Here is an 18509-nt window from a genome sequence, read left to right on the forward strand (position 1 = left end):
TCTCCTCTCTTGTCAGTTGAGGCCGGGGACGAACCGGACGACCAGGTCGATGAGTTTGATGCCGACGAACGGGACGACCAGGCCGCCCAGGCCGTAGATCCCGATGTTCCGGGCCAGCAGTGAACCGGCGTCGCTGGGGCGGTACGTGACGCCGCGCAGGGCGAGCGGGATCAGGCCGACGATGACCAGGGCGTTGAAGACGATCGCCGAGGTGATCGCGGAGGTCGGGCTGTGCAGGCCCATGATGTTGAGCCGGCTCAGGCCCGGGTAGACGCCGGCGAACATCGCCGGGATGATCGCGAAGTACTTGGCGACGTCGTTGGCGATCGAGAAGGTCGTCAACGCGCCCCGGGTGATCAGCAGTTGCTTGCCGATCTCGACGATCTCGATCAGCTTGGTGGGGTTGGAGTCCAGGTCGACCATGTTGCCGGCCTCCTTGGCCGCCATGGTGCCGGTGTTCATCGCGACGCCGACGTCGGCCTGGGCGAGCGCGGGGGCGTCGTTGGTGCCGTCGCCGGTCATCGCGACCAGCTTGCCGCCCTCCTGCTCCTTCTTGATCAGGGCCATCTTGTCCTCGGGCGTGGCCTCGGCGAGGAAGTCGTCGACGCCCGCCTCCTCGGCGATGGCCCGGGCGGTCAGCGGGTTGTCGCCGGTGATCATGACGGTCCTGATGCCCATCCGGCGGAGTTCCTCGAAGCGCTCCCGCATGCCCTCCTTCACCACGTCCTTGAGGTGGATCACCCCGAGGACGCGCGGCACGCCCCCGCCGCCGTCGCGCTCGGCGACGACCAGCGGGGTGCCGCCCGCGGCGGAGATCCCGTCGACCAGCGCGGCGACGTCCTCGCCGACCGAACCGCCGTGCCCGGTCACCCAGTTGGCGACCGAACCGGCCGCACCCTTGCGGACCTCGCGGCCGTCCGCGTCGACGCCGGACATCCGGGTCTGCGCGGTGAACGGCACCCACACCGCGTGCGCCAACTCGCCCTGGGCGCGGGCCCGCAGGCCGTACCCGGTCTTGGCGAGGACGACGATCGAGCGGCCCTCGGGGGTCTCGTCGGCGAGCGAGGAGAGCTGGGCCGCGTCGGCCAGTTCGGCCACCCCGACCCCGGCGGCGGGCAGGAACTCGGCGGCCTGCCGGTTGCCGAGGGTGATGGTGCCGGTCTTGTCGAGCAGCAGCGTGTTGACGTCGCCCGCGGCCTCCACCGCCCGGCCCGACATGGCGAGCACGTTGCGCTGGACGAGGCGGTCCATGCCGGCGATGCCGATCGCCGAGAGCAGCGCGCCGATCGTGGTCGGGATCAGCGCCACGATCAGCGCGACCAGCACGATCGTCGACTGCGGGGCCCCGGCGTACGCCGCCATCGGCTGCAGGGTGACCACCGCGACCAGGAAGACCACGGTCAGCGAGGCCAGCAGGATGTTCAGGGCGATCTCGTTCGGCGTCTTCTGCCGGGCCGCGCCCTCGACCAGGGCGATCATCCGGTCGATGAAGGTCTTGCCGGGCTCCGAGGTGATCCTCACGACGATCCGGTCGGAGAGCACCTTGGTCCCGCCGGTCACCGCGGAGCGGTCGCCGCCGGACTCGCGGATCACCGGCGCGGACTCGCCGGTGATCGCCGACTCGTCCACCGACGCGACGCCCTCGACCACGTCGCCGTCGCCGGGGATCACCTGGCCGGCCTCGACCACCACGTGGTCGCCCGAGCGCAGCGCGGTGCCCGGCACCTCCTCCTCGGCCCCGGACGACGGCCAGCCGGTGAGCCGGCGGGCCACCGACTCGGTCCTGGCCCGGCGCAGCGTGTCGGCCTGCGCCTTGCCGCGGCCCTCGGCGACCGCCTCCGCCAGGTTGGCGAAGACCGTGGTCAGCCACAGCCACAGGGTGATCGCCCAGGCGAAGACGGACGGGTCGGCGATCGCGGCGACGGTGGTGACCACCGAGCCGACCTCGACCACGAACATCACCGGGTTCTTCACCATCACCCGGGGGTCGAGCTTGCGCACCGCGTCGGGCAGCGAGGCGAGCAGCAGTTTCGGATCGAGCAGGCCGGCCGCGGCGCGGCCCGGAACCTCAGGGGCGGTGACGGACATCAGTGGAGACCTTCTGCGATCGGCCCGAGGGCCAGGGCCGGGAAGTAGGTGAGGCCGACGACGATCAGGATCACGCTCGACAGCAGGCCGACGAACAGCGGCCGGTGCGTGGGCAGCGTGCCCGCGCCCGCCGGGACGGGCCGCTGGCGGGCCAGCGAGCCGGCCAGCGCGAGCACGAACACCATCGGCAGGAACCGGCCGAACACCATCGCCAGGCCCAGCGCCGTGTCGTACCAGTCGGTGTTGACGGTGATGCCCGCGAACGCCGAGCCGTTGTTGTTCGCCGCCGAGGTGAACGCGTACAGCACCTCGGAGAAGCCGTGCGCGCCGTCGTTCAGCATCCCGGCCCGCTCGCCGGGCAGGGCGATCGCGGTGCCCGCGCCGATCAGCACGATCGCCGGGGTGGTGAGGATGTACAGGGAGGCGAACTTCATCTCCCGGCCGCCGAGCTTCTTGCCCAGGTACTCGGGGGTGCGGCCGACCATCAGGCCCGCGACGAACACCGCCACGACCGCCAGGATCAGCATCCCGTACAGGCCGGAGCCGGTGCCGCCGGGCGCGATCTCGCCCAGCATCATGTCGAACACGGTGAGCCCGCCGCCGAACGGCGTGAACGAGTCGTGGAAGGAGTTCACCGCGCCGGTCGAGGTCAGCGTCGTGGACGCCGCGAACAGGCCGGACGCGGCCACCCCGAAGCGCTGCTCCTTGCCCTCCAGCGCCGCGCCGGCCGCCTGCAGGGCGCTGCCCGCGTGCTGGTGCTCGAAGAAGGTGATCAGCACCGCCGAGGCCGTCCAGAACAGGCCCATCACGGCGGCGATCGCGTAGCCCTGGCGGTGGTCGCCGACCATCCGGCCGAAGGTGCGCGGCAGCGCGAACGGGATCACCAGCAGCAGGAAGACCTCCAGCAGGTTGGTGAAGCCGGTCGGGTTCTCGAACGGGTGGGCCGAGTTGGCGTTGTAGAAGCCGCCGCCGTTGGTCCCCAGCAGCTTGATGACCTCCTGCGAGGCCACCGGCCCGCCCGGGAGCGACTGCTGACCGCCGGTCAGGGTGGTCACCTGCTCGAAGCCGTGGAAGTTCTGCACCACCCCGTTCGCCGCCAGCACCAGGGCGAACAGCACCGCGAGCGGCAGCAGCAGGCGCAGCGAGATCCGGGTCAGGTCGACCCAGAAGTTGCCGACCCGGTCGGTGCGGTTGCGGGTGAAGCCGCGGATCAGCGCCGCGACGACCGCGATGCCGACCGCCGCCGAGACGAAGTTCTGCACCGCCAGGCCGGCCATCTGGACCAGGTGGCCCATCGCCGACTCGCCGCTGTACGACTGCCAGTTGGTGTTGGTGGTGAACGAGATCGCGGTGTTCCACGCCTGGTGCGCGGCCATCTCCGGCACGCCCAGGCTGAGCAGCAGGTGCGTCTGGAGCCGGATCAGCCCGTACAGGAACAGCACGGAGAGCGCGGAGAACGCCAGCACCGAGCGCAGGTACACCGGCCAGCGCTGGTCGGCGTCGGCGTCGACGCCGACCACCTTGTACAGCGCCTTCTCGGCTCTCAGGTGGCGGGCGGAGGTGAGCAGCTTGGCGATGTGGTCGCCGAGGGGGCGGTAGCAGAGGGCCAGCGCGCCGACCAGGGCGATCGCCTGCAGCCACCCGGCGAGAGTGGGACCCATGTCAGAACTTCTCCGGGTGGATCAGCGCGAGGACGAGGTAGCCGACGAGTGCGGCGGCGACGAGGAGACCGGCTATGTGTTCGGCGCTCACAGCTTCTCCACCCCCCGCGCGATCAGGGCGATGACGGCGAACACGGCGACCGTGACACCGACGTAGATCAGGTCTGACATGGCATCCACCAAGGTGGTTCGGAGCGGACGCCGGCGCTTTCCGCCGGCACCCCCGAGCCAAGCAGCGCGAACCCCCGCTCCCCCGTCCCCTGACGCCCCCCATACGGCCGCCCCGGCAGCCTTGACGCCCCCTTGACGCCGCCCGCGCCCCCGGCCCGCTCCCCGGCGCTCTCCCGGCCCGCGCCCCGGCGCCCTCCCGGCTCAGGCCAGGCCGGCCGCCAGCGCGGTCAGGGTCGCGCCGAGCGGGGCGTCCAGGCGGGTGGTGGCGAGGTCGTCGCCGCGGGTGGTGCCGCGGGTGACGATGGCGACCGGCTTGCCGGTCTTCGCGGCGTGGCGGACGAAGCGCAGGCCGGACATCACCGCGAGCGAGGAGCCGAGGACCAGCAGGGCGCGGCCCTCGTCGACCAACCGGTAGCAGTGCTCGACCCGGTCCTTGGGGACGCTCTCGCCGAAGAACACCACGTCCGGCTTGAGGACGCCGCCGCAGGCCGCGCAGGGGGCGACGGTGAAGGTGGCGACCAGGCCGTCCGGCAGTTCGACGTCGCCGTCCGGGTTGATCCGCGAACCGGCGTCCCGGAAGGCCGGGTTGAGGGCGGCGAGGCGCTCGTCGAGGGCGGCGCGGGCGGTGACGGCGCCGCAGTCGAGGCAGACCACCCGGTCCAGGCCGCCGTGCAGCTCGACCGCGTCGGGGGTGCCGGCCGCGCGGTGCAGGCCGTCCACGTTCTGGGTGATCACCGCGGAGACCCGGCCCGCCGCCCGCAACCGGGCCACCGCGAGGTGCCCGGCGTTCGGCCTGGCCCCGGCGATCACCGCCCGCCCCGCGTGGCTGCGCGCCCAGTAGCGGCGGCGGGCCGGCTCGTCCGCGAGGAACTCCTGGTACGTCATCGGCGCCCGGTTGCGGCGCACCCCGTCCGGCCCCCGGTAGTCCGGGATCCCCGACTCGGTGGACAGCCCGGCCCCGCTCAGCACCACCACCCCGCCGCCGTCCAGCAGCCGGGCCACCTCGGGGAGTCCGTCCTCGTACGCGCTCATGCCGTCCATTGTGGAACGCCCCGGCCGCGAACGGCGCCGGAGCGGGCGGGCGGCGCGGACGGGTGTGCGGCCCGAGCGGTGCCCCCACGCACCGCCCGGGCCGCTCCGGATGCGGAGGTTCCGGCCCCCACAGCCCGAACTTCCGCCGCTTCCTTTGTACTTCGGTTCACCTCCGGTGCAGAAGATGCGTACGGATCTTTCTTGGGAGCGCTTCCAAGACGTGACCGCGCGCCGGGCGCCGGGCGGGGAGCAGGGCGGGGAGCAGGGCGGCGGCGGTGAGCAGGGCGAGGTGGGCCGGTTCGGTGGCGGACCAGCCGAGTTCGGCGTGCCGGTGTTCGGCGAAGCCGTTGTGGAAGAGCCAGACGGCCGGGCCGATCAGCGGCGCGGCGGCGGGGCGGGAGCGGGCGCCGAGGGCGGCGCAGGCGGCGGCGAAGGCGGTGAGCGCGAACCAGCCGGGGCGCAGTTCGCCGAGCGGGCCGAGGACGGCGGCGGTCGCGGCGCCCGCGAGCAGCGCGAGGACGGCGGACAGGTCGACCGGCAGGCGCGGCGGCGGGGCGGCGGCGCTCATCCGCGGGCGACCAGGTCGCGCAGTTCGGCGTCGACCGCGCGGCGGGTCAACCCGTCCAGGAGCAGCGCGAGTTCGGGCCGGGGGACGACCAGCACCGGGCAGCGGGAGCGGCGTACGCAGTGGGCCGGGACGGAGGCGCGCAGGCCGCGGTGCCACCAGGTGCCGGCCGGGCCGAGGACGAGCAGGTCGTCGGGCCGGTCGGCGGCGGTGAGCAGGGCGGTGGCGGGCGCGGCGCGCACCGTCAGCGCGGTGACGGGCACGCCGGCCCGGTCGGCGCCGGTCTCGGCGACCGCCTCGCGCAGCCGCCGTTCGGCCTCCTCGCGGACGGCGGACAGCAGCGGCGGGAAGGGCGAGCGCCGGTAGCCGAACTCGCCGCCGGGCGGCTCCCAGGCGTGCAGCGCCAGCACCTGGGCCGCACCGCCGCGCTCCGCGGCCCGCCGCGCTTCGGCGACGGCGCGGTGCAGCGCGGCCAGGCTGCCGGGCGATCCGCTGACTCCGACCACGACGCGCATCCGCCGTACCTTCCCTTCCGCTGTCAGGTTCGCTGGTGACGGGCCGCGCGGACCCCGGCGCTTCCGGGTGCCGGGGTCCGCGTCCCGGTGACCAGCAGACCGTCCGGAACGGCCGCCGGGTCCGGCCTTGACGGCTCCCTGACGCCGGTCCGGGCTTTCCCGACGCCGCCTTGACGCCCGGCGGGCCCGGGGCGGCGTCCGGCGGCGTTCACTGGAGGGAGGAGGTGCTGGTGATGGCCGAGCGGGTGCGGGTGGTGGTCGGGGTGGACGGTTCGCCGGGCAGTCTGGCGGCGTTGCGCCGGGCGGTGGTGGAGGCGGCGGGGCGCGGGGCGGTGCTGGTGCCGCTGCTGGCGGGGCAGCCGTCGGAGCAGGCGGCGCGGCGGGTGCTGGACGCGGCGCTGCGGCACGCGGTCGGCGGCTGGCCGGGCGGGGTGGTGGTGCGTCCGGTGGTGGCGGCCGGTGCGGCGGGGCCGGCGCTGGTCGCGGCGGCCGGCGGCCCGGACGGCCTGCTGCTGCTCGGCGCGGACGGGCGCCGCCACCATATGCGCGGGGCCCGCACCGAGCGGTACTGCCGGTCGCACGCGCGCTGCCCGGTGCTGGCCGTCCGGGCGCCGGAAACCGTCCTCACCGGGGCAGCCTGAAGGGTCAACTCACTTGCTCTACAAGCGAGTTGACTGCCCAGGCGAAACCGGTTCGAATGGTTCCGGAAACCTGTCAGGAGAGGGCCGCCGCGCCCTCGGCACCGCCCGGGAGCGCCCCCATGCACGTCACGCTGTTCCGCCAGGTCCGCCCGTTCGGCGGCCCGGTCACCGACCTGGTCGCCGTGGACGGCGTCCTGGCCGCCGGGCTCCCGCCGGGCGCCGAGCCGGCCGCCGTGGTGGACGGCGGCGGCCGGATCGCGCTGCCGACCCTGGTCGACGCGCACATCCACCCGGACAAGACCAGCTGGGGCGAGCCCTGGTACAGCCGCCGCCCGGCCGCCGGCCTGCCCGACTTCGTGGCCGGCGACGTCGAGCTGTACGAGCACCAGCGCGCCCCGATCGGCGAGCGCGCCCACCGCCTGCTGGCGCACGCCGTGACCCGCGGCACCCGCGCCGTCCGCGCGCACGTGGACGTCGCCCCCGCGTACGGCCTGGCGGGCGCCACCGGCCTGCGGGAGGCCGCCGGGCGGCTGGCCGGGAAGCTCGACGTGCAGTCGGTGGCGTTCCCGCAGCACGGCGTCCTGCGCGCCCCGGGCGCGGCCGAGCTGCTCACCGAGGCGGCCCGCACCGGCCTGGTGGACGCGGTCGGCGGCATCGACCCGGCCGGGTTCGACGGCGGCGGCCCGGACGGCCGCGAGCAGTTCGACCTGCTGTTCGGCCTGGCCGAGCGGTACGGCGTCCTGCTGGACGTGCACCTGCACGACCGCGGCGCGGCCGGCCTGGGCCCGCTGCGCGAGCTGGCCGCCCGGACGGCCGCGGCCGGGCTGGGCGGCCGGGTGACGGCCAGCCACGTGTTCTGCCTGCCCGAGCTGCCCGCCGACGAGCGGGAGCGGCTCGCGGACCTGCTGGCGGACGCCGGGATCGCGCTGACCACCGTCGCCCCGTCCGCCCACCAGGTGCTGCCGTTCCGCGCGCTGCGCGAGCGCGGCGTGCCGGTCGGCCTCGGCTCGGACGGCGTCCGCGACTCCTGGAGCCCGTACGGCAACGCCGACATGCTGCACCGGGCGCACCTGCTCGGCTGGACCACCGACGCCCGCACCGACGCCGAGCTGACCGACTGCCTGGAGCTGGCCGCGCACGGCGGCGCCGAGCTGCTCGGCCTGCCGAGGGCCGACCTGGCGCCCGGCGCGCCCGCCGACTTCCAGCTGCTGGACGGCGAGTGCGTGCCGCAGGTGGTGGTCGACCTGCCGGCCCGCGAGCTGGTGGTGAAGGCCGGCCGGGTGGTCGCCGAGCACGGGAAGCTGCTGGACTGACGCACGCCGGAGCGGCGGTGCCCGCCCTCGTCGGAGGGCGGCCACCGCCGCTCGCGCGCCCGCTCAGTCGCGTTCGACGTCGACCTCGGTGAGCCGGGCGAAGCGCGCCGGGTCGGTGCGCCGGATCCGCCGGGCGACCAGCCAGCCGGCCGCCGCGACCACCGGCATCGGCACCAGCAGCAGCCAGTTGACCAGCCCCGAACGCCCGGTCAGCAGGTCGAAGTTGAACAGCGCGAGCACCGTCAGCACGGCCAGCCCGGCCGCGGCCAGCAGCGGTGCCCAGACCACCCGGAACGCGGACAGCCCGCGCCGGTCCCGGCGGAAGAACGCGAACACCGCGACCGCCGCCAGCGCCTGCATCACCATGATGCCGAGCACGCCGACGCTGTTCGACCAGAGCAGCACCACCAGGTACGGGTCGACCGCGAGCACCCCGCCGAGGCCGATCACCAGCGCGTTGAACGCCGACTGCGCCAGCACCGCCCGCCCGGGCGAGCCGGTCCGCGGCGACACCCGGCCGAGCCCGCGCGGCAGCAGGCCCTCGCGGCCCAGCGCGTACAGGTAGCGGGCGGCCGCGTTGTGGAAGGCCAGCGCGGAGGCGAACGCCGACACGATGATCAGCACGTGCATGGTGTCCGACAGCCACAGGCCGACGAAGCGCTCGGCGGCCCGGAAGGTCAGGTCGGGGCCGCCGTCGGCGCGGGCCTGGGCGACCGCGTCGTCGGTGCCGTACGCGCCCATCACGATCCAGGTGCCCAGGGCGTAGAACACCGCCAGGAAGCCGATCGCGATGAAGGTGGCGCGCGGCACCGTGCGGGCCGGGTCGCGGGCCTCCTCGGCGTAGATCGCGGTCGCCTCGAAGCCGGTGAACGCGCCGATCACCAGCACGAACATGCCCGCCACGCCGCCCTGGGTGAGCAGCGACGGGTCGAAGGAGACCGGGTCGAGCGCGGCCGTCCCCCGGTCGGCCAGCACCCCGCCCTCCATCACCAGCAGCGACAGCACCTCCAGCACCAGCGCCACGCCGAGCACCTTCGCCGACAGCGTGACCTTCAGCCAGCCGAGCACGCCGACCACGGCCACGCAGCCGGCGGACAGCAGCCACCACGGCACGTGCGCGCCGGTGCGCTGCTCGATGTGGCCGGCCGCGAAGTAGCCGAACGCGGCCGCCACGCCCGGGGTGATCAGGTTGTAGCTGACTACCGCCACGTAGGCGGTGACCACGCCGAGGGTCCGGCCGAGCCCGCGCGCCACGTACGCGTAGAACGCGCCGGCGTTGCGCACGTAGCGGCTCATCGCGGTGAACCCGGCGGCGAACAGCACCAGCAGCGCGCCCGAGACCAGGTACGCGGCCGGCGCGGACGCCCCGCCCACGCCGATCGCGAACGGGGCGATGCCGGCCAGCACGGTCAGCGGCGCGGCCGCGGCGACCACGAAGAACACCAGGTCGGTGGTGCCGATCAGGCCCTTGGCCAGCCGGCCGGCCGGGGCCCCGGCCGGGTCGGGCGGCTGGGCCGGGGCGGGGGCCCGGCCCACGGAGGAGGTGAGGGACATGGTGGGGGATCCTTCCGGGGTCCTGCGTGGGGGTGGGGTCAGCGGGCCGGGCCGTCGAGCCGGTCCAGGACGGTGCGGCCGCGGTGCAGCACCAGCAGCCGCTCGGGGTGGGCGGCGACCGCCTCGGGCACCGAGCCCGCGGCGACGGCCAGCAGGTTCGCGGGCCGGCCGGCGGCGATGCCGTACTCCTCGACGCCGAGCGCCCGGGCGGCGTGCCCGGTGGCGAACTCGGCGGCCAGCCGCAGGTCCTGGTCGGTCATCAGGTCGCCCTGCAGGCCGATGATCGTGGTCCGCTCCAGCATGTCGCCGGTGCCGTACGGCCACCACGCGTCGCGGATGTTGTCGGAGCCGGCGAAGACCAGCACGCCGCGCCCGTGCAGCAGCTTCACCGGCGGCATCGTCCGGGCCGGCCCGTTGGTCATCACGGCCACCCCGGCCGCCGCCAGCGCCTCGGCGGTGCGGGTGAGCTCGGGCCCGGCCAGCTGCCCCAGGCAGTACGCGTGGCTGACCGCGACCTTCCCGCCCAGGCCCAGCGCCGCCGTCCGCCCGGCGATCGCCCGCAGCTGCGCCGCGCCGGCCTCGCCGCCGTCGTGCAGGTGGATGTCGATGCCCGCGCCGTGCCGCTCGGCCAGGCCGAAGACCGCGTCGAGCTGGCCGTCCACGTCGTTGTCGAAGCCGAACGGGTCGAGGCCGCCGATCAGTTCGGCGCCCTCGCGGAGCGCCGCGTCCAGCAGCCCGACCACGCCGGGCTCGGCGACCACGCCGCTCTGTGGGAACGCCACCAGCTGCACGTCGAGCAGCTCGCGCACCCGCTCGCGCGCCTCCAGCACCGCGTACAGGTGGTCCAGCCCGGTGTCCGGGTCGACGTCCACGTGCGAGCGGACGAAGCCGGTGCCCAGCGCGGCCATCCGGCGGGCCAGCGCCTCCGCCCGGTCGGCGACCGGCGCCCGCTCGGCGACCTCGCGGCGCAGCCGCCGCTCGGAGGTGATCTGGCCGCGCAGGCCGTCCGTCTCGCGGTGCGGCTGCCAGGGCGCGCCGAGGAAGGTCTTGTCGAGGTGCGCGTGCCCGTCGACCAGCGCGGGCAGCAGCAGCGCGCCGTCCAGCGCGCGGACGCCCGGGCCGGGCGCGACCGGCTCGCGCCCGGCCGGGACGGGGGTGACCGCCGCGATCCGGCCGTCCGCGATCCGCAGGTCCGCGCGGGACCCGTCCGGGAGGGTGGCGTCCAGCAGCAGGTGCGGGCCTGGCGGCGGTACGGCGGTCACGGGTGCCTCCCGGGGTGGTGGCGGGGACGGTCGGTGGAGGGGTGAGCGGAGGGGTGAGCGGCCAAGGTATCTGGTATACCGAATACCAGACAAGGGGGCAGCCCGCCCCGATCTGGAATGATCTGATCTCCTGCCCGCGCCGTCCGCCCGCTGCCGCCTGGAGCCCCTGATGACCGACACCCTCGGCGACGCCCACCAGTCGCTGGCGGACCTCGTCTACGTCCGGCTGCGCGAACGGATCATCGAGGGCGAGTACCCGGCCGGACAGCGCCTGGTCGAACGCGAACTCGCCGACGGCATGGGCGTCTCCCGGATCCCGGTCCGGGAGGCCATGCAGCGCCTCGAACGCGAGGGCTTCCTCACCGTCCAGGCCCGCCGCGGCGCCGTCGTCGCCGACTTCGGGCCCGAGGAGGCCGAGCACTTCTTCGCCGTCCGCGAGTCCCTGGAGGCGCTCGCCGCCAGCCTCGCCGCCCGGCACGCCACCCCGGCCGGCGTCCGCGGCCTGGAGCGGATCCTGGCCCGCACCCGCAAGGCCGCCGAGGCCGGCCGGCTGCGCGAGACCGTCAGCCTGAACGCCGACTTCCACCGCGAGATCGTCGAACTCTCCGGCAACCCGCTGCTGCGCGACATGATGGCCCCGCTCGACGGCCGGCTACGCCGCCTGTTCCGACTCACCTCCGACGACGAGACCAGCCTCCCGATGTGCACCGAGCACCAGCGGCTGCTCGACGCCATCAAGGCCCGCGACCCGGAGACCGCCGCCGCCCTCGCCCGCCACCACGTCGCCGGCACCCGCGCCTTCGCCCGCCAGGCCCTGAGCGCGGAGCGCCCGGACGCGTAGCGCCCCGGCGAGCGGCGCCCCCGGCGAGCGGCGCCCCCCGCGGTCAGCGCCCCGGGGCGTGCGCGGCGGCGCGCGGCGAGGCGCGCGGCGCTCACCCGAACTGCGCGAATGGCCGCGTAGCCCCCACCTCGGCCCACCCCCTCCTCATATGATCGGAGCGACATGCGTCATCCTTGGTGGTGAGTAGCACTGCCCATGACACCAGCAGGAGGAAGCTCGTGGACGACGTTCTGCGGCGCGCCGCGCTGTTCGCGGCACTCGACGACGACCAGGCTGCCGAGCTCCGCGCTTCCATGACCGAGGTGACGCTCGCCCGCGGCGAGTCGCTGTTCCACGAGGGCGACCCGGGCGACCGGCTGTACGTCGTGGTCGAGGGCAAGGTCAAGCTGCACCGCGCCTCGCCCGACGGCCGCGAGAACATGCTCGCCGTGCTCGGCCCCTCCGAGATGATCGGCGAGCTGTCCCTCTTCGACCCGGGCCCGCGCACCGCCACCGCCACCGCCCTCACCGAGGTCAAGCTCCTCGGCCTCGGCCACGGCGACCTGCTCCCGCTGCTGCACGCCCGCCCCGAGGTCTCCATCGCCCTGCTGCGCGCCATCGCGCGCCGGCTGCGCCGCACCAACGACGTGATGTCCGACCTGGTCTTCTCCGACGTGCCCGGCCGCGTCGCCAAGGCCCTGCTCGACCTCTCCCGCCGCTTCGGCGTCCAGTCCGACGAGGGCATCCACGTCGCCCACGACCTCACCCAGGAGGAGCTCGCCCAGCTGGTCGGCGCCTCCCGCGAGACGGTCAACAAGGCCCTCGCCGACTTCGCCGGCCGCGGCTGGCTCAAGCTGGAGGCCCGCGCGGTCGTCCTGCTCGACGTCGAACGGCTCTCCCGCCGCTCGCGCTGAACCCCCGCGCCTGCGCACTGCCGCCGGAACCGCGCCCGACCGCACCCCGCGTGCACCCGGGCGCGGTTCCGCGTTCCCGGCCGTCAGACCTCCGGGATCAGACCTCCGGGATCAGGCCCCGGTCGGCGAGGTAGGTGAGCTGGGCGCGGACCGAGAGCTCGGCGGCGGGCCACAGCACCGGGTCGACGTCCGCGTACACCCGGGCGACCACCTCGGCGGCGGTGCGGCAGCCCGCCTCGACCGCGGTCTCGACCTGGGCCAGCCGGGCCGCCCGGTGGGCCAGGTAGTAGTCGACGGCGCCCAGCGCGTCGGCGAGGACCGGGCCGTGGCCGGGCAGGACGGTGCGGACGCCGTGCTCGGCGGCCATCGCGTGCAGCCGGCGCAGCGAGTCGAGGTAGTCGCCGAGCCGCCCGTCGGGGTGGGCGACCATGGTGGTGCCGCGCCCCAGCACGGTGTCGCCGGTGAGGATCGCGCCGTCGGCGGGCAGGTGGAAGGTCAGCGAGTCCGAGGTGTGCCCGGGGGTGGCGACCACCCGCAGGTCGAGGCCGCCGACGTCCAGCCGCTGGCCGCCGCGCAGGCCCTCCGAGCCGAGCCGCAGCGCCGGGTCGAGCGCGCGGACCGGCGTGCCGGTGAGTTCGGCGAACCGGGCGGCGCCCTCGGCGTGGTCGGAGTGGCCGTGGGTGAGCAGGGTGAGGGCGATCCGCTTGCCCTGGCGTTCGGCGGTCTCCACGATCCGGCGCAGGTGGCCCTCGTCGAGCGGGCCGGGGTCGACCACGGCGGCGAGGTCGGAGCCGGGTTCGGAGAGCAGCCAGGTGTTGGTGCCGTCCAGCGTCATCGGGGACGGGTTGGGCGCGAGCACGCACTGGGCGCGCGGGGTGGCGGCCCCGCCGACGGTGTCGGCGGGGCTGCCCGGAAGCGGGCCGCTCACGCGGCGTCCGCCGGACGGCCGCGGCGCGCGGTCACGCGGCGTCCCGTTCGTCGCGGCTGAGCCGGCGCGAGGGGAGCGGGCGGACCAGGGCCCGCAGCGGCAGGTCGCGGGTCAGCGGACGGCTGGTCTCCAGGGGCGCCGTCCCGTCGCAGGCGGCGGCGCGCGGGGTGACGGGGCGGGTGGGCGTGGCCGAGGTCCGGCGAGCCACGTCGTTGTGGGTCATCGGAGTCTCCTTCCGAGGTCAGGGCGGTGCGGTGGGCGTGTCGATCAACGGTACGGGCCGGGTGGGACCGTCCCCGGAACGACCGCTCCGGCCGGGCCGGTGATCGTTCCGGGGGAAGGTTCTCACGCCGGGAACACGCCGTCGATAGTCAGCTCGTCATACCCGTCCCAGCGCACGGTCATGCGGTCCCCCGCCACCTCCGCCCGCCCCAGCACCGGCACCACCCGCCGGCCGGCCGCGGCCGCCGCCACCCCGGCCGCGGAGCGCAGCGGCAGCAGCTCGCGCAGCACCGTGACGGTCGGCGGCAGCATCCCGAACTCGCCCGCCGCGAAGCCCTCCAGCGCCGCCGCCGGGCTCAGCCAGGCGACCCGGTCGGCCTCCCCGACGCTGTCCGCGGCGACCTGCCCGGACGGCAGCGCGGCGACGAAGAACCAGGTGTCGAAGCGCCGCTCCTCGAACTCCGGGGTCACCCAGCGCGCCCACGCCGCCAGCAGGTCGCTGCGCAGCACCAGCCGGTGCTCGGTCAGGAACTCGGCCAGCGAGAGCTCGTGCCGCTCCAGCGCGGCCCGCTCGGCCGCCCAGTCCCGCGGCTCCACCAGCGTCCGCGCGTCCGGCCCGGCCAGCAGCACGCCGGCCTCCTCGAAGGTCTCCCGGACGGCCGCGCACAGCACCGCGCACGCCGTCGCCTCGTCCACCCCCAGCCGCCCGGCCCACTCGGCCGCGGACGGCCCGGCCCACGGCGGCCGCACCTCCCGGTCCCGCGGGTCCACCCCGCCCCCGGGGTAGGCGTACATGCCCCCGGCGAACGCCATCGTGGCGCGCCGCCGCAGCAGGTACGCCTCCGGCCCGGCCGCGCCCTCGCGCAGCAGCACCACGGTGGCGGACGGCCGCGTCGGCGCGGGGACGAGCTCCCCGGTGGCCAGGGCGCGGATACGGGCGGGCCAGGACGGCGGCATCTGGGGCATGTGCACGGATGTTAACCGCCGCCGGCCCGCGCGCGAAGGGCCCGCCGGCCGAGCCGGGAACGCGAAGGGCCCGCCGCTGCTCGGCAGCGGCGGGCCCGTTCGGGAACGGCCGGGATCAGTCCCGGACCCGGACCATCAGCTCGACCTCGACCGGCGCGTCCAGCGGCAGCACCGCCACGCCGACGGCGCTGCGGGCGTGCACGCCCTTGTCGCCGAAGACCTTGCCCAGCAGCTCGCTGGTGCCGTTGACCACGCCGGGCTGGCCGGTGAAGTCGGGCGCGGAGGCGACGAAGCCGACCACCTTCACGACCTGCTCGACCTTGTCGAGGTCGCCGACCACCGACTTGATCGCGGCCAGCGCGTTCAGCGCGCAGATCTGCGCGAGCTCCTTGGCCTCCTCCGCGGTGACCTCGGCGCCGACCTTGCCGGTCAGCTGGAGCTTCCCGGCGACCATCGGCAGCTGGCCCGACGTCAGCACGTGCTCCCCGTCGCGCAGCGCCGGAACGTACGCGGCGACCGGAACGGCGACCTCGGGCAGCGTCAGCCCGAGCTCGGCGAGCTTCTGCTCGACCTGGCTCATGACTACTCCTTCTCGCGCTTGAGGTACGCGACCAGCTGCTCCGGGTTCGGCCCGGGGACGACCTGGACGAGCTCCCAGCCGTCCTGGCCCCAGGTGTCGAGGATCTGCTTGGTGGCGTGCACGAGCAGCGGCACGGTGACGTATTCCCACTTGGTCATGAGGGTGACTCTAGTGCCCGGCGGGCCCCCTCCGCCGTCAGGCGGCGGTCTCCGGCCCGCGCCCCGCCACCCGCCCGGGCCGGTGTGAGGTGGGACACAAACCGGGCATGATTCACCGGGGGCACCGGGATGCTCCCGGCATCCGGAGCGCGCGCTGGTTACCCTCGCGGTGAGGGGCCCGCCTCGGGCGCCCGGCGAGAGCGACGGACGGAGTGCGGGCGTGGCGGGCACCAGCGGCACGGCGGGGCCGACCGAGCAGGCACCGCCGCGGGAGCCCGACTGGGAGGGCGTCCGACTGCACGTGGTCAGCGGCAAGGGCGGCACCGGCAAGACCACGCTGGCCGCCGCGCTGGCCCTGGCGCTGGCCGCCGAGGGCGGCCGCACCCTGCTGATCGAGGTGGAGGGCCGGCAGGGCATCGCCGAACTGTTCCGGATCGCCGCGCTGCCGTACGAGGAGCGCCGGATCGCCACCGTCACGCCCGCCCAGCTCGGCCTGCCCGGCACGGGCCACGGCGAGGTGCACGCGCTGGCGATCGACACCGAGCAGGCGCTGCTGGAGTACCTGGAGATGTTCTACAAGCTGGGCCGGGCCGGGAAGGCCCTGCAGAAGGTCGGCTTCGTGGACTTCGCGACCACCGTCGCCCCGGGCGTGCGCGACGTGCTGCTCACCGGCAAGGCCTGCGAGGCGGCCCGCCGCAAGGGCCCGGACGGGCGCCGCCGCTACGACGCGGTGGTGATGGACGCCCCGCCGACCGGGCGGCTGACCCGCTTCCTGAACGTCAACTCCGAGGTGGCCGGCCTGGCCCGGATAGGGCCGATCCACTCCCAGGCGCAGGCCGTGATGCGGGTGCTGCGCTCGGCGGAGACCGCGGTGCACTTCACCACCCTGCTGGAGGAGATGCCGGTGCAGGAGACCGTGGACGGGATCGCCGAACTGCGCGAGTCCGGCCTGCCGGTCGGCGGCGTGCTGGTCAACATGGTGCGCCCGCCGATACTGGACGCGGCGGCGGTGGCGGCGGCCGACGGCGACCACCGCGAGGAGGTCGCGCTGGCCCTCGGCGAGGCCGGCCTGGGCGGGCGCTCGCGCAAGCCGGAGACCGTCCGGGCGAACGTCGACCCGCTGCTCGAACCGCTGCTGGAGCAGGCCAGGGAGCACGCCGAACGGGTCGAACTGGAACGCTCCCAGCGCGTGGACCTCCAGCAACTGCGGCTGCCCACCTACGAGTTGCCACTGATCGGCGAGGGCGTCGACCTGGCCGGGCTGTACCGCCTGGCGGGCGAGTTGAAACGGCAGGGAGCGGCATGACGGCGGGCAGCGGTGCGGGCGGCGGGGCGACGACGAACGGCGGCGGCGCGACGGCGAACGGCGGCGGCGGAACGCGGGCGCGGGCGGTCGGACTGGACGTCGACACCCTGATCGACGACCCGGCGACCCGGATCGTGGTCTGCTGCGGCTCCGGCGGCGTCGGCAAGACCACCACCGCCGCCGCGATCGGCCTGCGCGCCGCCGAGCGCGGCCGCCGCGTCGTGGTGCTGACCATCGACCCGGCCCGCCGACTGGCCCAGTCGATGGGCCTGAGCGAGCTGGACAACACCCCCCGGGTGGTCAAGGGCACCCGCGGCGACGGCGAACTCCAGGCCATGATGCTGGACATGAAGCGGACCTTCGACGAGGTCGTGCTGGCCCACGCGGAGCCCGACCGGGCCCGGGCGATCATGGAGAACCCGTTCTACCAGTCGCTGTCGGCCGGTTTCGCGGGCACCCAGGAGTACATGGCGATGGAGAAGCTGGGCCAGCTCCGCGCCGAGGACCGCTGGGACCTGATCGTCGTCGACACCCCGCCGTCCCGCTCCGCGCTGGACTTCCTGGACGCCCCGAGCCGCCTCGGGTCCTTCCTGGACGGCCGGGTGATCCGGCTGCTGACCGCCCCCGCCAAGGTCGGCGGGCGCTCCGCGATGAAGTTCCTGAACGTCGGCATGGGGCTGATCACCGGCACCCTCGGCAAGATCTTCGGCGCCCAACTGCTCACCGACATCCAGACGTTCGTCTCCGCGACGGACTCGATGTTCGGCGGCTTCCGGGAGCGCGCCGACCGCACCTACCAGCTGCTGAAGGCCGAGGGCACCGCGTTCCTGGTGGTCGCCGCCCCCGAGCGGGACGCGCTGCGCGAGGCCGCGTACTTCGTCGACCGGCTGGCCGCCGACGACATGCCGCTGGCCGGCCTGGTGCTCAACCGGGTGCACACCACCGGCGCCCCGCAGCTCACCGCCGAACGGGCGCTGGCCGCCGCCGAGGCGCTGGAGGAGAACGGCGCGCCGCACGCCGGCGCCGAGGCCGAGACGCTGGCCGCCGGGCTGCTCCGGCTGCACGCCGAACGGGTGCAGATCATGGCGAGGGAGCGGCGCACCCGCAACCGCTTCGCCTCGGTCTACCCGGACGTACCGATCGTCGAGGTGGCCGCCCTCCCGGGCGACGTCCACGACCTGGACGGCCTGCGGGCGGTCGGCGACCGACTCGGCTCCCCCGCCGAATGAGCCACCGGACCGCCCGCGGGCCGTACGTGACGGATCGTCAGACCGCCTGGGCGTAGTCCCGCAGGACCACCCCGGTCGCCAGCGATTCCTCGTACTCGGTGCGCGCGGTCTCCAGCAGCCGGCGCCAGGAGTCCACGGTCGGCCGACGGCGCAGCAGCGCCCGCCGCTCGCGCTCCGTCATCCCGCCCCAGACACCGAACTCGACCCGGTTGTCGAGCGCGTCCGCGAGGCACTCGGTGCGCACCGGACACCCGCTGCACACCGCCTTGGCGCGGTTCTGCGCCGCCCCCTGCACGAACAGTTCATCCGGATCGCTCGTGCGGCACGCCGCCTGCGCGCTCCAGTCGTCCACCCAGCCCATCCCGGCGCCGTCCTCTCCCGATTCGGGGCTCCCCCACGGCGGCAACGGCATATTCACCGTTGCCAGTTGAGGACGTTACGGAAGAACGGCACGACGCAACAGCCCCTGTGTGCCCAATCTCGCATGACCCGATCGGACTATGGGTGTCCACCAGCTCACTCGTTGGAGTGACCGCAGGTCGGGGGCCTTGCCGGGGGCGGCAGGGGGGCATTCGTCGCGGTGC

Annotated in this window: 20 protein-coding genes; 6 read left to right on the top strand and 14 right to left on the bottom strand. The window is 75.1% G+C overall.

The features are described from left to right. Nucleotides 1-12 precede the first annotated feature (12 nt). The 6 genes from kdpB to KSE_RS17900 form a co-directional block, all read right to left on the bottom strand. A complete protein-coding gene (kdpB, locus tag KSE_RS17875; protein WP_014136733.1) occupies nt 13-2088 on the bottom strand; it encodes a potassium-transporting ATPase subunit KdpB in 2076 nt (691 codons plus the stop codon). Continuing rightward, entirely contained in the window at nt 2088-3749 is a 1662-nt protein-coding gene (gene kdpA / locus KSE_RS17880; RefSeq protein ID WP_014136734.1) for a potassium-transporting ATPase subunit KdpA, read from the bottom strand. The genes kdpB and kdpA overlap by 1 nt, the downstream gene beginning before the upstream one ends. Before the next feature lies 1 nt (nt 3750). Continuing rightward, nucleotides 3751-3840, bottom strand: coding sequence for a K(+)-transporting ATPase subunit F (gene kdpF / locus KSE_RS41260; protein ID WP_014136735.1), 90 nt, complete (start codon nt 3838-3840; stop codon nt 3751-3753). Nucleotides 3841-4121: 281 nt separating this feature from the next. Continuing rightward, nucleotides 4122-4961: an NAD-dependent protein deacetylase gene (locus KSE_RS17890; RefSeq protein WP_014136736.1), complete on the bottom strand. Its 840-nt coding sequence runs from the start codon at nt 4959-4961 to the stop codon at nt 4122-4124. 157 nt (nt 4962-5118) lie between these two features. Beyond that, a complete protein-coding gene (locus KSE_RS17895; protein WP_014136737.1) occupies nt 5119-5520 on the bottom strand; it encodes a hypothetical protein in 402 nt (133 codons plus the stop codon). Continuing rightward, nucleotides 5517-6032, bottom strand: a complete 516-nt coding sequence (locus KSE_RS17900) for a universal stress protein (protein WP_014136738.1) — start codon at nt 6030-6032, stop codon at nt 5517-5519. Before KSE_RS17900 ends, KSE_RS17895 begins: the two co-directional genes overlap by 4 nt. A 233-nt stretch (nt 6033-6265) precedes the next feature. On the opposite strand from KSE_RS17900, the gene KSE_RS17905 reads away from it, so the two are divergent. After that, a complete protein-coding gene (locus tag KSE_RS17905) occupies nt 6266-6673 on the top strand; it encodes a universal stress protein (RefSeq protein WP_081539872.1) in 408 nt (135 codons plus the stop codon). Between the two features lie 56 nt (nt 6674-6729). Beyond that, the gene (locus KSE_RS17910) at nt 6730-7986 is read left to right on the top strand and encodes an amidohydrolase (RefSeq protein WP_106437678.1); all 1257 of its coding nucleotides are present in this window, start codon (nt 6730-6732) and stop codon (nt 7984-7986) included. Nucleotides 7987-8049: 63 nt separating this feature from the next. Here the strand turns inward: KSE_RS17910 and KSE_RS17915 are convergent, their stop codons facing one another. Continuing rightward, on the bottom strand, nt 8050-9540 hold the full coding sequence (locus tag KSE_RS17915; RefSeq protein WP_014136741.1) for an APC family permease: 1491 nt from the start codon (nt 9538-9540) through the stop codon (nt 8050-8052). A gap of 38 nt (nt 9541-9578) precedes the next feature. Next, on the bottom strand, nt 9579-10802 hold the full coding sequence (locus tag KSE_RS17920; RefSeq protein WP_014136742.1) for an amidohydrolase: 1224 nt from the start codon (nt 10800-10802) through the stop codon (nt 9579-9581). A 169-nt stretch (nt 10803-10971) separates the two neighbouring features. On the opposite strand from KSE_RS17920, the gene KSE_RS17925 reads away from it, so the two are divergent. Together KSE_RS17925 and KSE_RS17930 are read left to right on the top strand one after the other, a co-directional pair. Continuing rightward, nucleotides 10972-11643 carry a GntR family transcriptional regulator gene (locus tag KSE_RS17925; protein WP_014136743.1) on the top strand — a complete coding sequence of 224 codons (672 nt, stop codon included), beginning with the start codon at nt 10972-10974 and terminating at the stop codon, nt 11641-11643. 218 nt (nt 11644-11861) lie between these two features. Next, a complete protein-coding gene (locus KSE_RS17930; protein ID WP_014136744.1) occupies nt 11862-12536 on the top strand; it encodes a Crp/Fnr family transcriptional regulator in 675 nt (224 codons plus the stop codon). 97 nt (nt 12537-12633) lie between these two features. On the opposite strand, the gene KSE_RS17935 is transcribed toward KSE_RS17930, so the two are convergent. The 5 genes from KSE_RS17935 to KSE_RS43385 all read right to left on the bottom strand — a co-directional run bounded on the left by KSE_RS17935 (nt 12634) and on the right by KSE_RS43385 (nt 15390). Continuing rightward, nucleotides 12634-13464, bottom strand: a complete 831-nt coding sequence (locus KSE_RS17935; protein WP_014136745.1) for an MBL fold metallo-hydrolase — start codon at nt 13462-13464, stop codon at nt 12634-12636. Nucleotides 13465-13495: 31 nt separating this feature from the next. Beyond that, complete coding sequence (locus tag KSE_RS17940) at nt 13496-13687, bottom strand: hypothetical protein (RefSeq protein WP_014136746.1); 192 nt, start codon at nt 13685-13687, stop codon at nt 13496-13498. A gap of 122 nt (nt 13688-13809) precedes the next feature. Next, entirely contained in the window at nt 13810-14652 is an 843-nt protein-coding gene (locus KSE_RS17945) for an NUDIX hydrolase (protein ID WP_014136747.1), read from the bottom strand. 115 nt (nt 14653-14767) lie between these two features. Further along, a complete protein-coding gene (locus tag KSE_RS17950) occupies nt 14768-15232 on the bottom strand; it encodes a RidA family protein (protein ID WP_014136748.1) in 465 nt (154 codons plus the stop codon). Nucleotides 15233-15234: 2 nt separating this feature from the next. Beyond that, on the bottom strand, nt 15235-15390 hold the full coding sequence (locus KSE_RS43385) for a DUF4177 domain-containing protein (RefSeq protein WP_014136749.1): 156 nt from the start codon (nt 15388-15390) through the stop codon (nt 15235-15237). A gap of 295 nt (nt 15391-15685) precedes the next feature. Between KSE_RS43385 and KSE_RS17955 the strand changes: the two genes are divergently transcribed. Beyond that, nucleotides 15686-16696: an ArsA-related P-loop ATPase gene (locus tag KSE_RS17955; RefSeq protein ID WP_033259944.1), complete on the top strand. Its 1011-nt coding sequence runs from the start codon at nt 15686-15688 to the stop codon at nt 16694-16696. Further along, the gene (locus tag KSE_RS17960) at nt 16693-17925 is read left to right on the top strand and encodes an ArsA family ATPase (RefSeq protein ID WP_014136751.1); all 1233 of its coding nucleotides are present in this window, start codon (nt 16693-16695) and stop codon (nt 17923-17925) included. The genes KSE_RS17955 and KSE_RS17960 overlap by 4 nt, the downstream gene beginning before the upstream one ends. A 37-nt stretch (nt 17926-17962) precedes the next feature. Here KSE_RS17960 and KSE_RS17965 read toward each other — a convergent pair whose 3' ends face one another. Beyond that, the gene (locus KSE_RS17965; protein WP_030919726.1) at nt 17963-18286 is read right to left on the bottom strand and encodes a WhiB family transcriptional regulator; all 324 of its coding nucleotides are present in this window, start codon (nt 18284-18286) and stop codon (nt 17963-17965) included. Nucleotides 18287-18509: the final 223 nt, after the last annotated feature.

It is taken from the genome of Kitasatospora setae KM-6054, from assembly GCF_000269985.1.
Lineage (GTDB): Bacteria > Actinomycetota > Actinomycetes > Streptomycetales > Streptomycetaceae > Kitasatospora > Kitasatospora setae.

What these genes read in the sequence shown, in the direction of transcription:
- kdpB (WP_014136733.1), bottom strand. Translation starts at nt 2,088, where the DNA reads ATGTCCGTCACCGCCCCTGAGGTTCCGGGCCGCGCCGCGGCCGGCCTG.
- kdpA (WP_014136734.1), bottom strand. Translation starts at nt 3,749, where the DNA reads ATGGGTCCCACTCTCGCCGGGTGGCTGCAGGCGATCGCCCTGGTCGGC.
- KSE_RS17890 (WP_014136736.1), bottom strand. Translation starts at nt 4,961, where the DNA reads ATGGACGGCATGAGCGCGTACGAGGACGGACTCCCCGAGGTGGCCCGG.
- KSE_RS17895 (WP_014136737.1), bottom strand. Translation starts at nt 5,520, where the DNA reads ATGAGCGCCGCCGCCCCGCCGCCGCGCCTGCCGGTCGACCTGTCCGCC.
- KSE_RS17900 (WP_014136738.1), bottom strand. Translation starts at nt 6,032, where the DNA reads ATGCGCGTCGTGGTCGGAGTCAGCGGATCGCCCGGCAGCCTGGCCGCG.
- KSE_RS17905 (WP_081539872.1), top strand. Translation starts at nt 6,266, where the DNA reads ATGGCCGAGCGGGTGCGGGTGGTGGTCGGGGTGGACGGTTCGCCGGGC.
- KSE_RS17910 (WP_106437678.1), top strand. Translation starts at nt 6,730, where the DNA reads ATGGTTCCGGAAACCTGTCAGGAGAGGGCCGCCGCGCCCTCGGCACCG.
- KSE_RS17915 (WP_014136741.1), bottom strand. Translation starts at nt 9,540, where the DNA reads ATGTCCCTCACCTCCTCCGTGGGCCGGGCCCCCGCCCCGGCCCAGCCG.
- KSE_RS17925 (WP_014136743.1), top strand. Translation starts at nt 10,972, where the DNA reads ATGACCGACACCCTCGGCGACGCCCACCAGTCGCTGGCGGACCTCGTC.
- KSE_RS17940 (WP_014136746.1), bottom strand. Translation starts at nt 13,687, where the DNA reads ATGACCCACAACGACGTGGCTCGCCGGACCTCGGCCACGCCCACCCGC.
- KSE_RS17945 (WP_014136747.1), bottom strand. Translation starts at nt 14,652, where the DNA reads ATGCCCCAGATGCCGCCGTCCTGGCCCGCCCGTATCCGCGCCCTGGCC.
- KSE_RS17950 (WP_014136748.1), bottom strand. Translation starts at nt 15,232, where the DNA reads ATGAGCCAGGTCGAGCAGAAGCTCGCCGAGCTCGGGCTGACGCTGCCC.
- KSE_RS43385 (WP_014136749.1), bottom strand. Translation starts at nt 15,390, where the DNA reads ATGACCAAGTGGGAATACGTCACCGTGCCGCTGCTCGTGCACGCCACC.
- KSE_RS17960 (WP_014136751.1), top strand. Translation starts at nt 16,693, where the DNA reads ATGACGGCGGGCAGCGGTGCGGGCGGCGGGGCGACGACGAACGGCGGC.
- KSE_RS17965 (WP_030919726.1), bottom strand. Translation starts at nt 18,286, where the DNA reads ATGGGCTGGGTGGACGACTGGAGCGCGCAGGCGGCGTGCCGCACGAGC.